The 12,231-nt window shown below is 63.1% G+C and carries 15 protein-coding genes; 3 read left to right on the top strand and 12 right to left on the bottom strand.

Annotation, left to right across the window (positions count from 1 at the left end):
• Positions 1-77 precede the first annotated feature (77 nt).
• Positions 78-1,958 (top strand): TonB-dependent receptor domain-containing protein, encoded by a 1,881-nt coding sequence (locus GFU70_RS25400; RefSeq protein ID WP_058546819.1) that lies wholly within the window; start codon positions 78-80, stop codon positions 1,956-1,958.
• 140 nt (positions 1,959-2,098) lie between these two features.
• Here the strand turns inward: GFU70_RS25400 and GFU70_RS25405 are convergent, their stop codons facing one another.
• From GFU70_RS25405 to nrdR, 12 genes are all read right to left on the bottom strand, one after another.
• The gene (locus GFU70_RS25405; protein ID WP_153388985.1) at positions 2,099-2,884 is read right to left on the bottom strand and encodes a helical backbone metal receptor; all 786 of its coding nucleotides are present in this window, start codon (positions 2,882-2,884) and stop codon (positions 2,099-2,101) included.
• Positions 2,884-3,303 carry an MFS transporter gene (locus GFU70_RS25410; RefSeq protein WP_153388986.1) on the bottom strand — a complete coding sequence of 140 codons (420 nt, stop codon included), beginning with the start codon at positions 3,301-3,303 and terminating at the stop codon, positions 2,884-2,886. Before GFU70_RS25410 ends, GFU70_RS25405 begins: the two co-directional genes overlap by 1 nt.
• Positions 3,300-3,917 carry a GTP cyclohydrolase II gene (gene ribA, locus GFU70_RS25415; RefSeq protein ID WP_003206015.1) on the bottom strand — a complete coding sequence of 206 codons (618 nt, stop codon included), beginning with the start codon at positions 3,915-3,917 and terminating at the stop codon, positions 3,300-3,302. Before ribA ends, GFU70_RS25410 begins: the two co-directional genes overlap by 4 nt.
• 109 nt (positions 3,918-4,026) lie before the next feature.
• Positions 4,027-4,785, bottom strand: coding sequence for a substrate-binding periplasmic protein (locus tag GFU70_RS25420; RefSeq protein WP_058546816.1), 759 nt, complete (start codon positions 4,783-4,785; stop codon positions 4,027-4,029).
• A gap of 11 nt (positions 4,786-4,796) precedes the next feature.
• A complete protein-coding gene (locus GFU70_RS25425; RefSeq protein WP_058546815.1) occupies positions 4,797-5,300 on the bottom strand; it encodes a phosphatidylglycerophosphatase A in 504 nt (167 codons plus the stop codon).
• Positions 5,297-6,262, bottom strand: a complete 966-nt coding sequence (thiL, locus tag GFU70_RS25430; RefSeq protein WP_058546814.1) for a thiamine-phosphate kinase — start codon at positions 6,260-6,262, stop codon at positions 5,297-5,299. Before thiL ends, GFU70_RS25425 begins: the two co-directional genes overlap by 4 nt.
• An 18-nt stretch (positions 6,263-6,280) precedes the next feature.
• Positions 6,281-6,781 (bottom strand): transcription antitermination factor NusB, encoded by a 501-nt coding sequence (gene nusB / locus GFU70_RS25435; RefSeq protein ID WP_003185935.1) that lies wholly within the window; start codon positions 6,779-6,781, stop codon positions 6,281-6,283.
• Positions 6,778-7,254, bottom strand: a complete 477-nt coding sequence (gene ribE / locus GFU70_RS25440) for a 6,7-dimethyl-8-ribityllumazine synthase (RefSeq protein WP_003206025.1) — start codon at positions 7,252-7,254, stop codon at positions 6,778-6,780. Before ribE ends, nusB begins: the two co-directional genes overlap by 4 nt.
• Before the next feature lie 245 nt (positions 7,255-7,499).
• Positions 7,500-8,591, bottom strand: a complete 1,092-nt coding sequence (gene ribBA, locus GFU70_RS25445; protein ID WP_063324168.1) for a bifunctional 3,4-dihydroxy-2-butanone-4-phosphate synthase/GTP cyclohydrolase II — start codon at positions 8,589-8,591, stop codon at positions 7,500-7,502.
• A 16-nt stretch (positions 8,592-8,607) separates the two neighbouring features.
• Entirely contained in the window at positions 8,608-9,285 is a 678-nt protein-coding gene (locus tag GFU70_RS25450; protein ID WP_014340443.1) for a riboflavin synthase, read from the bottom strand.
• Positions 9,286-9,331: 46 nt separating this feature from the next.
• Positions 9,332-10,465, bottom strand: coding sequence for a bifunctional diaminohydroxyphosphoribosylaminopyrimidine deaminase/5-amino-6-(5-phosphoribosylamino)uracil reductase RibD (gene ribD / locus GFU70_RS25455; protein WP_058544952.1), 1,134 nt, complete (start codon positions 10,463-10,465; stop codon positions 9,332-9,334).
• Positions 10,462-10,926 carry a transcriptional regulator NrdR gene (gene nrdR / locus GFU70_RS25460; protein WP_058544954.1) on the bottom strand — a complete coding sequence of 155 codons (465 nt, stop codon included), beginning with the start codon at positions 10,924-10,926 and terminating at the stop codon, positions 10,462-10,464. Before nrdR ends, ribD begins: the two co-directional genes overlap by 4 nt.
• A 127-nt stretch (positions 10,927-11,053) precedes the next feature.
• Between nrdR and GFU70_RS25465 the strand changes: the two genes are divergently transcribed.
• Entirely contained in the window at positions 11,054-11,518 is a 465-nt protein-coding gene (locus GFU70_RS25465) for a YbaY family lipoprotein (protein ID WP_058544951.1), read from the top strand.
• Positions 11,515-12,168, top strand: coding sequence for a class I SAM-dependent methyltransferase (locus GFU70_RS25470; protein ID WP_058544950.1), 654 nt, complete (start codon positions 11,515-11,517; stop codon positions 12,166-12,168). Before GFU70_RS25465 ends, GFU70_RS25470 begins: the two co-directional genes overlap by 4 nt.
• The last annotated feature ends 63 nt before the right edge of the window (positions 12,169-12,231 follow it).

Consider the following 12,231-nt stretch of genomic DNA (forward strand, 5'->3'; position numbering starts at 1 on the left):
ATTGGCTGACACACTGCTATCGCGAGCAAGCTCGCCCACACACTGGTTATGTGTGAATCAAGCATGATTGGAACCCCATGAAACTCCGCCTCGCCCTCACGCTCTCCCTGCTCCCCACCCCCGATTTGCTGGCCGACACCTTCGAGCGCGACCAGGCGCTGAAGCTGCCCGACATCGTGATCAGCGCCAACCGCCAGGTCGAGGCCCGCAACGACAGCAGTGCCGCCAATACCGTGTTCACCCGCGACGACATCGATCGCTTGCAGCCGGCCAGCGTCACTGACTTGCTCAGCCGCGTGCCAGGCGTGCAAGTGGCACCGTTGGGTGGGCGCGGCAGCCTGCCGGGGATTTACATTCGCGGCACCAAATCGGCCCAGAGCCTGGTGCTGGTGGACGGCCAGCGCGTCGGCAACGCCACCTCCGGTGACAGCAACCTGCAACGCCTGAACATCAACCAGATCGAGCGAGTGGAAGTGCTGCGCGGTTCGCGTTCGGTGATCTACGGTGCCGATGCGGTGGGTGGGGTGATCCAGATTTTCACCCGCCGCGGCAACGAGCAAGGCCTGCAACCGCGCCTGCATGTGGGCGTCGGCAGCCACCAGACCTGGGAACGCAGCCTGGGCCTGTCCGGTGGCGACGAGCAGACCCGCTTCGCCCTCGGCGCCAGCCTCGACGAGAGCGCCGGAAGCAATCGGACCCACGAGTCCTACGCCAGCGACCGCGACGACGATGCCAACCGCAACCAGTCCTTGAGCTTGAGCCTGAGCCATGCGGCCAGCGATGATCTGGAAGTCGGCCTGAACCTGCTGGATAACCGCGGCAAAAGCGAATACGACAACCCGTTCGGCCGCTTCGACCCGACCACCTTCCAATCCCTGCCCCAACAACCCTACAGCGAGTTTGCGGTGAGCAGCTTCAGCACCTATGTGGACGGGCGAATCAACGATGCCTGGAAATCACGCCTGGAACTGGGCCACAGCGAGAACCGTGAAAAGACCTTCGACAAGCTCAGCGACGTCCGGGAAGTGTTCAACACCTACCGCGACTCCGTAACCTGGCAGAACGACGTGACGCTGGACGCTCGCAACAGCCTGATCGTCGGCGGCGACTGGTATCAGGACCGGGTCAACAGCAGCACGCCGTTCGACGAAGACAGCCGCTGGAACCGTGCCGCGTTCATCCAGCACCGATTCCAGGCCGAAACCTTCTCCACCGAACTGGGCCTGCGTCGCGACCAGAACCAACAGTTCGGCGGCCAGAACAGTTGGAGCGGCACGCTCACCCTGCCGATCAACCCGGACAATGACCTGTTGCTGACCTACAGCGAAAGCTTCCGCGCGCCGACCTTCAACGATCTGTACTACCCGAACTACAGCAACCCTGACCTGAAGCCCGAGACGGCGAAAAGCTACGAGCTGCAATGGCGCAGCCAACTGAGCGACAGCGCCCGCCTGGAGACCTCGCTGTACCGCACGGACCTGGAAGACGCGATCATCTTTGGCAGCAACTCACGCCCGCAGAACGTTGCCTCGGCGCGGATCAACGGTTTTGAGATGGCCTACCTGCAGGATGTGTTCGGCTGGCAGGGCAACCTGGCCCTGGCCATCATCGACCCGCGCGACCGCGACAGCGGCCACACCCTGGCCCGCCGCGCCCGACGGACCTTGAGCCTGGACCTGGACCGGCAATTCGACCGCCTGGGCCTGGGCGCCACCTGGCAAGCGGTGAGCAGCAGCTACGACGACGAAAACAACCGCAATGCCCTGGGCGGCTACGCCCTGCTCGGGTTGCGCGGCAGTTGGGCACTGACCCGGGAAGTGAAGCTGGAGATGAAAGTGGATAACCTGCTGGACAAGGGCTACAGCCGGGCGCTTTATAGCCATGATGGAAGCCAGTATGGGTATCGTGAAGAAGGTCGGGCCTGGCTGTTTGGGGTGACCTGGACTCCGTCTCTCTGATCCAGAACCTGTAGTGCCCGGACGGGCCTCTTCGCGAGCAAGCTCGCTCCCACAGTTGATCTTCAGTGGCCACAGGTTTTTGTGTTCACAACAGAATCCCATGTGGGAGCGAGCTTGCTCGCGATTGCAGGCGCTGCGGTCTATCTGTCTGGCGCAATCAATTCGCACAGCCGAGCCGTCGCCTCGATCATCTGCCCACTGGGTCGCTCCAGCCCCTTGTCATTGACCAGCAACAACCGCCCCTGGGCCACCGGCCATTTTTTCCAGGCATCGAGCTGCGCCTGCTCCGTGGCCAGGATCATCTGCGGTTGGCGCTGCAACACCGATTCCACACTCACCTGCGGAGCCGGCAGGGCCTGATCGGCAAAGACATTGCGGGCCCCGCACACCGACAGCGCATCACTGATGATCTGCCCGCCTCCGACGGTATACAACGGCCGGTCCCAGACTTGATAGAACACCAACAACGACGCGTCCCGTCGATAACGCTGACGTAGCGCTTCAACCTGCAGGCGCAACTCGGCCGCCCGCTGCACGCCCCGCTCCGGGCGTCCGAGTTGTGCGGCAATATCTTGGATTTGCGTGACGAGTTGGTCGAGGCTGTGGGGCTCGGCAACGTACATCGGGATTTTCAGCGCCTTGAGCTGCTCGCGCTGGGCCGGGCCGACACTGCCAGGCCAGAGCAGGAGCAGGTCGGGCTTGAGGCTGAGCAAACGCTCCACGTCCAGTTGGCCGTAACGCCCGACGGAAGGCAGGTCTTTAAGGATAGGCGGACGATCACCGCCATCCAGCACGCCCACCAGCAGGTCGGCGGAGTCCAGTTCAACGACGATTTCCGACAGTGATGGCGCGAGGCTGACGACCCGCGAAGCCGCCATCGTCGAGGCGCTGGCGGCCAGCAGCAAGACCGCCAGCCAGCGGTTCATCAGCCGAGTTGGCGCGGGATGCGGTACAGATAGAACAACACGGCAGTGGACAAGGCCAGCAGCATCAACGGCACCGCTTCCAAGCCAACGAACACCGCAAGGGCACCGACCCAGGCTGGTAGCCCGGCCACCAGGAAGGCGGCGCGACGACGGGCCGCCAGGTCAATCCAAGCCTGGGGCTCTTCGCGCGTGTCGAGGGCTTTCTGGGTGGCGATCAGAGCTTCCCTGTACGGCCCGAAGAATCGCAGGCTGACAAACATCGACGCCATGCCGGCAATGAACAACGGCATCTCCAGCACCGGCAGAATCGCTTCGCCCTGGCCGAACACCGCGTTGATCATGAACAGTGGCAGCAAGGCCAGGGCCAGGTATTTCCACCAACTGACGGACAGCCGCCGCCGGACTTGATCGCGCGTCATGCCCGGTCAACCTCGCCTTGGTGCTCGTTACCCATCATGTGGTCGAGCTTGCTGGCCTTGGTCGCCAGGTAGAGTTTGTTGTGGGGGTTGTGACCGGTGTGCAGCGGCACACGCTCGGCCACCACGATGCCCATGTCGGTCAATGCCTTGACCTTGCGTGGATTGTTGGTCATCAGCCGCAGGGACTTGATGCCCAGATGTTCGAGCATCGGCAGGCAAATGCTGTAGTCACGCAGGTCGGCCGCAAAGCCCAGGCGTTCATTGGCCTCCACGGTATCGGCGCCGCCATCTTGCAGTTCATAGGCACGGATCTTGTTCAACAAGCCGATGCCACGTCCTTCCTGGCGCAGGTACAGCAACACACCACGGCCTTCACGGGCGATGGCCTGCAATGCGGCCTCGAGTTGCGAACCGCAATCGCAGCGTTGGCTGAACAGGGCGTCGCCGGTCAGGCATTCGGAATGCAGGCGGCCCAACACCGGAGAACCGTCGGTAAAATCACCCAGGCTCAGCACGACGTGCTCACGGCCGGTGGCCTCATCGAGAAAACCATGCATGGTGAATTGCGCAAAGGGCGTTGGCAGCTTGGAAGCGGCAACAAAAACGACAGGCACCGGTGTGCTCCTGATCTAGTACTGGAGATTCGCAGAGGCAGGCATTGTAACAGCACGTTCCTATAGACGCTTAGGCTGAATTATCGCTGATGATCATCGATAAATCTGATCACGGCTTCGGTGGCTTGCCGTGCTCGTCGAAAGGATAGGGTTGCTTCCAGCGTTCGAAAATCGGCTTCAACTCGCCGCTCTTCACCAGCACTTCCATGCGTCGATCGAACAATGCACGTAATGCACGCCCATTTTCGTTGTTGGCGAAGCCCAGGTACAGCGGCAAATTGGTCAGCGGCGAGAGCTTGAATTGCTGGGGATTGTCGGCCTTGGCGAGCACATCCTGGATTTCCATCAACGCATCGACATAAAAATCGGCGCGATCATGGGCCAGCATCGGCAAGATGCCCATGGCGCGGTGAATCTCGTTGAAACGCCGGATGTTGGGCAGGTAGTTGTTGTATTCGTACCCGCGCATCCACACCAATCGATAGTTGCCAATCGTCGCCAGCGTCGGTGACGGCTTGGAGGCCAACCCCAGGGCATAGATGTGATCGACATCGTAGTGCCACTGTGGGTACAGCAGCCCTTCGGTTTCATCGCGATAGGCGCCGACCTGGGCATCCATTTCCCCACGTTGCACCAACCCGATCGAGCGGGTGTAGGGCACGCTGCGGATCTCCAGCTTGACGCCTTCCGGCTCGAACACCGCACGCAAGATGTCCCAGCCCATGCCCTGGCCATCGGCCTGGGTATAACCTGCCCACTCCTCGCTGGCCGCACGGATCTTGTCAGGCAGCGGGGTCGACTCGGTCGCCCTCGCCCCTACACAAGCTCCTAAACACAGCAACAGCAGTAGTGCGCGGCTTACGCCCATGCCTGACTCCCTCAGGTGAAACACCACACCAATCCTTGCATTGCCAGCCAGGCGAAAACCCCGGCCAACACATCATCGAGCATGATACCGACGCCTCCGTGCACATGCCGGTCGATCCAGCGGATCGGCCACGGCTTGAGGATATCGAAGAAACGGAACATCAAAAAACCCGCCAGCAACCAATACCAACCTTCCGGTACCAGCCACAAGGTGATCCACATGCCGACCATTTCGTCCCAGACGATGCCTTCATGATCGTGCACCCGAAGGTCGTCAGCCACTTTGCCACACAGCCAGAAACCAAACAGCATGGTGATGCCCAGCATCAGCCAGTAGCCCCAGTCCGGCAACATCTGCCACAACGGTATGAAGGGTAGCGCAACCAACGAGCCCCAGGTGCCCGGGGCTTTAGGCAAAGTGCCCGAACCGAAGCCAAATGCCAGGAAATGCCAGGGATTGCGCCAGACCGAAGGCGGAACGAACTCTGCCGGGACCTGGTTGGGATGATCTGTCACGGTGTCTCCCGAAAATGTTGATAGCCCCGCACTCGCGGGGTGATGTCGTGCCCGACGCTGTCAACCAGCGTGACGCCTTGCCCGGCCAATACGCTGCCGATCACGTGAACCGGCCAAGGTTCAACCTGCAGCGCCGACAATCGGCTCGGTGGCACGGCGAACAACAGCACGTAATCGTCACCGCCGCTCAGGGCGACCTGCTCGGCATCCGCCCGGCCAAGAAACGCTACCAGAGCGTTGGACAACGGCAGTCGGTCCCGTTCAACCTGTAATGCCACGCCGGACGCCAGGGCGATATGCCCGCAATCGGCCAGCAGGCCATCGGAGATATCCATCGCCGCACTGGCCTTGCCCCGCAACGCCAGGCCCAGGTCGATCTGCGGACGTGGCGACCAGTAATGGGCCAGCAACGGCTCGGCAATCACCGGTTCGGCGCTGCGCTGGCCGAGCACCAGCGGCAATGCGCCGGCGGCATTGCCCAGCTCGCCGCCGACACACAGCAGGTCGCCGGGGCGTGCGCCGCTACGGACCAGGGCCTGGCCGGACGGCACGTGGCCGAACACCGTCATGGTCAGGCTCAGTGGTCCACGCGTGGTATCGCCGCCCACCAGCGCCACGCCGCAGGCCTGGGCCATCTGGTTCAAACCGCGGGCATAGGCTTGCAGCCAATCGGTGGTCACCGTCGGCAAGGTCAGGGCAAGGGTAAAGGCGAAAGGCTTGGCGCCCATGGCAGCCAGGTCGCTGACCGCCACGGCCAGCGAGCGCTGGCCGAGCAGGAACGGGTCGCAAGGGTCTGGAAAATGCACACCGACCACAAGCGTGTCGGTGGACACCGCCAGTTGTTCCCCGGGAGGAACGGCCAGCAAGGCGCAGTCGTCGCCGATCCCCAGCGCAACGCCCTCGCCGCCCTGCGCGCAAGGCGCGGCGGCGAAGTAGTTACGGATCAGCTCGAACTCACCCATGCGGATATCAAGCGCTGACTAGCGCTTGAACGCCTTCACTTCAGCTTCACGCAGGCGCGGGGCGAGCTTGTCGAGCACACCGTTGACGAACTTGTGGCCATCGGTGGAGCCGAAGACTTTCGCCAGCTCGATCCCTTCGTTGATCACTACCCGGTACGGCACGTCGACACGCTTGAGCAGTTCCCAGGTGGACAGGCGCAGCACCGCCAGTTCAACCGGGTCCAGTTCTTCGATGGTCAGGTCCAGGCAAGGCGTGAGCGCAGTATCGATTTCGGTCTTGAACTGCGGGACCCCGTGCAGGATCTCGCGGAAGTAAGCACCGTCCACATCACTGAAATCGTTGTCGACCCGAAACTGCGCTTCGATCTCGTTCAGCGACTGCTTGGCCATGTGCCATTGATACAGCGCCTGGGTCGCAAGCTGACGGGCTTCGCGACGCTTGACGCTCTTCGACGGCTTGCCGGCATCCGCAGGCTTTGGATCGCGCGGGTTGAAACGATCGCTTTCGTCGCTAATCACTTGGCCTCCAACTGCGCCAGCAGGCTGACCATTTCCAGGGCGGACAGGGCAGCTTCGGCACCTTTGTTACCGGCCTTGGTGCCGGAACGCTCGATGGCTTGCTCGATGGAATCAACGGTCAGTACGCCGAAAGCGACCGGCACGCCGAATTCCATGGACACTTGGGCCAGGCCCTTGGTGCATTCGCCGGCCACGTATTCGAAGTGCGGAGTACCGCCACGAATGACCGCGCCCAGGGCGATGATCGCCGCATATTCGCCCTTTTGAGCGACTTTCTGCGCAACCAGCGGAATTTCGAAGGCGCCAGGGGCACGGATGATGGTGATGTCGCTTTCGCTCACGCCATGGCGAACCAGGGCATCGACCGCACCGCCAACCAGGCTCTCGACCACGAAACTGTTGAAACGGCCCACTACCAGAGCGTAGCGGCCTTTGGGGGCGATGAAGGTACCTTCGATGGTCTTCAGGGTCATTCGTCAGATCTCTTAAAGAGCCGGAGCGCGTTCTATAACGCGCTCCTCAGTGATATTAGCCACGAATACAGGGCCGTGGATCCCGCCATCTCGTTCACTTGCACATCTTTTGTGGCGAGGGGATTTATCCCCGTAGGGCTGCGAAGCAGCCCCTTTTTGGGACTGCTGCGCAGTCCAGCGGGGATAAATCCCCTCGCCACAATAATCCGACAAGGCTGAACAACAATGCCGAAATCTCCGGGCCATTATTCGGAGGGCACGTATTCTACAACTTCCAGATCGAAACCGGATATCGCATTAAATTTCATCGGTGCGCTCATCAGGCGCATTTTACGCACGCCCAGGTCACGAAGGATCTGCGAACCGGCGCCGACAATGCTGTAGGTGGTCGGTTTTTTCACCGCCGCCTGATCGGCGGTTTCGCGGATGTGCGCCAGCAGCACGTCGCCATCGAGCGGGTGCCCGAGCAGCAGCACCACGCCGCTGCCGGCCTCGGCCACCGCCGCCATGGCGGCCCGCAGGCTCCAACGGCCGGGCTGCTTGACCATCAACAGGTCGCGCAGTGGGTCCATGTTGTGCACGCGCACCAGGGTCGGCTCTTCGGCGCACACGGTGCCCAGGGTCAGCGCCATGTGCACGTCGCCTTCCACCGAGTCGCGGTAGGTCACCAGGTTGAACTGGCCCAGTTCGCTGTCCAGCGGCTGCTCGGCAATCCGCTGAACGGTACGTTCGTGGATCATCCGGTAGTGGATCAGGTCGGCGATGGTGCCGATCTTGATGTTGTGTTCGGCGGCGAAGGTTTCCAGTTCCGCACGACGGGACATGGTGCCGTCGTCGTTCATCACTTCGCAGATCACGCCGCTGGGTTCGAAGCCTGCCATGCGCGCCAGGTCGCATGCCGCTTCGGTGTGGCCGGCGCGGGCCAGGGTGCCGCCAGCCTGGGCCATCAGCGGGAAGATGTGGCCGGGGCTGACGATGTCTTCGGCCTTGGCGTCTTTCGCGGCGGCGGCCTGTACGGTGCGCGCACGGTCAGCAGCGGAGATCCCGGTGGTCACGCCTTCGGCGGCCTCGATGGACACGGTGAACTTGGTGCCGAAGCCCGAGCCGTTGCGCGGCGCCATCAGCGGCAGCTTCAGCAGCTCGCAGCGCTCGCGGGTCATCGGCATGCAGATCAGGCCGCGGGCATGCTTGGCCATGAAGTTGATGTGTTCGGCCTTGCAGCACTCGGCGGCCATGATCAGGTCGCCTTCGTTCTCGCGGTCTTCGTCATCCATGAGGATGACCATCTTGCCTTGGCGGATGTCTTCAACCAGTTCTTCGATGCTATTGAGCGCCACGCGGCACCCCCTTGGGTCAGGATTTGAGGTAGCCGTTGGCGGCCAGAAAACTTTCAGTGATGTTACCCGCCCGCCGTTGTGAAGAGTCAGACTCTGCGGCCTTGTCTCCCATAAGCAGGCGCTCCAGGTAACGGGCCAGCAAGTCGACTTCCAGGTTGACCCGGCGCCCAGGCCGGTACGAAGCCATGATGGTTTCGCTCAACGTGTGGGGAATGATTGTCAGCAGGAATTCGGCGCCATCCACCGCGTTGACCGTCAGGCTGGTGCCGTCGACGGTGATCGAGCCTTTGTGGGCGATGTACTTGGCCAGTTCCTTCGGCGCACGGATGCGAAACTCCACGGCCCGGGCGTTATCGGTGCGCGAGACCACTTCGCCGACGCCGTCCACGTGACCGCTGACCAGGTGCCCGCCCAGGCGAGTGGTGGGGGTCAGGGCTTTTTCCAGGTTGACCGGGCTGCCGCTCTTGAGGTCGTTCATGGCCGTGCAGTCGAGGGTTTCGCGGCTGACGTCCGCCAGGAAACCGTTGCCCGGCAATTCGACGGCGGTCAGGCAAACGCCGTTGACCGCAATGCTGTCGCCCAACTTGACGTCGCTCAGGTCGAGCTTGCCGGTTTCGACGTAGACCCGCACATCGCCGCCCTTGGGGGTGAGTGCACGGATGCTGCCGATGGATTCGATGATGCCGGTGAACATGGAGTCCTCCTCGAGAACGGGCCGCCGCTTGAGCGAAAGCCGGGAATTATACGCTCGCCTGCGCGACGGGAACGGCGATGACTCGCCAGTCATCGCCCACGGCGCGGATTTCGGTGATTTTCAGCTGCGGGGCGTCTTTCATCTGCGCCAGCGGCCAGTCCAGCAGGGGCCGCGCGGAAGATCCGAGGAACTTGCCGGCGATGAAAATCTGGAATTCGTCCACCAGCCCTTGCCGGGCAAAAGCCCCCGCCAGGCGCGGACCGGCTTCCACCAGCACCTCGTTGACGCCACGGCCCGCCAGCTCCACCAGCAGGCGATGCAGATCGACCTGGCCGTCATCGCCCGCCACGATCATGCACTCGGGACCGTTGGCGTATTGTTCTTCCACCGCCATGCAGGTAGCGACCAACGCCGGGCCGGCCTTGAAAAAAGCAGCATCCAGCGGCACTCGCAGGCGCCCGTCCACCAGTACCCGCAGCGGCGGACGGCTCATGACCAACGCGGTCTGCTCGGCGTCGAGCCCCAGTTCATCGGCGCGCACGGTCAGCCGGGCGTTGTCGGCCAGCACCGTATCGGCACCGGTCAGCACCACACTGGCCTGGGCGCGCAGGCGTTGCACCGCCGAGCGTGCCGCCGGGCCGGTGATCCACTGGCTTTCGCCGCTTTGCATGGCGGTGCGGCCATCGAGGCTCATGGCGAGTTTGACCCGCACGAACGGCAGGCCCTGCTCCATGCGCTTGAGAAAACCTTCATTGAGCTTGCGTGCTTCACCTTCCAGCACGCCGCTTTCGGTGACGATGCCAGCCTGGGCCAGCCGTTGCAGGCCGCGCCCGGCGACTTCCGGGTTGGGGTCCTGCATGGCCGCGACCACCCGCGCCACGCCGGCGTTGACCAGCGCATCGGCACACGGCGGCGTACGCCCGTGATGGCTGCACGGCTCAAGCGTCACGTAGGCCGTGGCACCGCGGGCCTGTTCGCCAGCGGCGCGCAGGGCATGGACTTCGGCATGGGGCTCGCCGGCGCGAATGTGCCAGCCTTCGCCGACAATCTGCCCGGCACGCACGATCACGCAACCGACCCGGGGATTGGGGTGGGTGGTGTAGTGACCGCGCCGCGCCAACTCCAGGGCACGGGCCATGTAGTGGGCGTCGAGGATGGCCTGCTGCGCCGAGGCGGTCATTTTTTCACCGGTTCGCGGGCCAGCCGGTCGATTTCTTCGCGGAACTCGTTCAGGTCCTGGAAGCGCCGGTACACCGAGGCGAAACGGATGTAGGCGACTTCATCGAGCTTCTGCAGCTCGGCCATCACCAACTCACCGACCACCAGGGACTTGACCTCGCGCTCGCCGGTCGCCCGCAGCTTGTGCTTGATGTGCACCAGCGCCGCTTCCAGGCGCTCGACGCTCACCGGGCGTTTTTCCAGGGCGCGCTGCATGCCGGCGCGCAGTTTTTCTTCGTCGAACGGCTGGCGGCTGCCGTCGGTTTTGATCAGGCGCGGCAACACCAGTTCAGCGGTCTCGAACGTCGTGAAACGTTCGCCGCAAGCCAGGCATTCGCGGCGGCGGCGGACTTGTTCGCCCTCGGCGACCAGTCGCGAGTCGATGACCTTGGTGTCGTTGGCACCGCAGAATGGACAGTGCATGGTGGCAGGCAACAAAAAAAGGGAGGGCCATGGTAGCGCATCCCACTGGCAAGACAAGCCATAGGGTTTACGGTATACAGACGGGCTTACCGTCAGATCCATGGAATTCACCTTGCTGGAGCCACACATGCCGCTACGATCACTCGTTTTGCTCAGTCTTTTCAGCCTGCTGATGGCGTGCAGCAGCGACGCACCCAAGCCTGCCGCGCCCGCACCGGCCCCGGCGCCGAAACAGGCCCAGGAAAAAGCCCGCCAGGCGGCCGAGCTGGGGCCGCTGCCGGCGTATCAGCGCGAATTGAGCGGCACCTTGCAAGGCGTGCCGGTCGGCGCCGAGGTCGAATTGGCGCTGCTGGTGATCGATGACAAGGACCGTCCGCAACAGCTGCTCGCCAGTTCCAGCCTGATCGGCACCAACCAGACCCTGCCCTTCCGCCTGCGTTTCAACCCCGAAGCCTTTCCGGTTGGTGCGCGTGTGGAACTGCGTGGCCGCGCCAGCCAGTCGGGCCAGTTGATCCTGCATCTGCCGGAGCAACGCATCAGCCAACCGACCACCCAGGCATTAGGCGCCCTGCAATTCGTCAAAGCGCCATGAGTGCACCGCAGGACCTGCAACGGGCGTTGAGTGAATTGCTCGGCGACGCGCGCCTGGTGGCCTGCCCGCTACCTGGCGCTGACTTGCAGTTGTGGCTGATCGACGGCGACAACATGGACCGCGCCTTCAGCCCGGAAGAAACCCGCCGCATTCTCCACGAGCCGCCCTATTGGAGCTTCTGCTGGGCCAGCGGCCTGGCGATGGCACGCTACCTGGCCGAACAGCCGCAGTGGGTGGAGGGCAAGCGAGTCCTGGATTTTGGCGCCGGTTCCGGTGTGGCGGGCATCGCGGCGGCCAAGGCCGGGGCGCTGGAAGTGGTGGCCTGCGACCTGGACTCGTTGGCGATTGCCGCGTGCCGGGCCAATGCCGCGCTCAATGGCGTGGAGCTGGGTTATTCGACGGATTTTTTCGCCGAGGCTGATCGTTTCGACTTGATCCTGGTCGCCGACGTGCTCTACGACCGGGCCAACCTGCCGCTGCTCGATCAATTCCTCAGCCGTGGCCGCGAGGCGTTGGTGGCCGACTCCCGGGTGCGGGATTTCCAGCATCCGCTGTACCGACGCATCGAAATGCTCCAGGCCATGACCTTGCCGGACCTGGCCGAGCCGGAGGAGTTTCGGCATGTGAGCCTGTACCACGCGCGGCGTTAGTCTTAAAAAGCATCGCGAGCAAGCTCGCTCCCACAGGGGTCGCATGAACACTTGAGATCTCTT

This window comes from Pseudomonas brassicacearum (assembly GCF_009601685.2).
In the GTDB taxonomy this organism is placed as follows: domain Bacteria; phylum Pseudomonadota; class Gammaproteobacteria; order Pseudomonadales; family Pseudomonadaceae; genus Aquipseudomonas; species Aquipseudomonas kilonensis_B.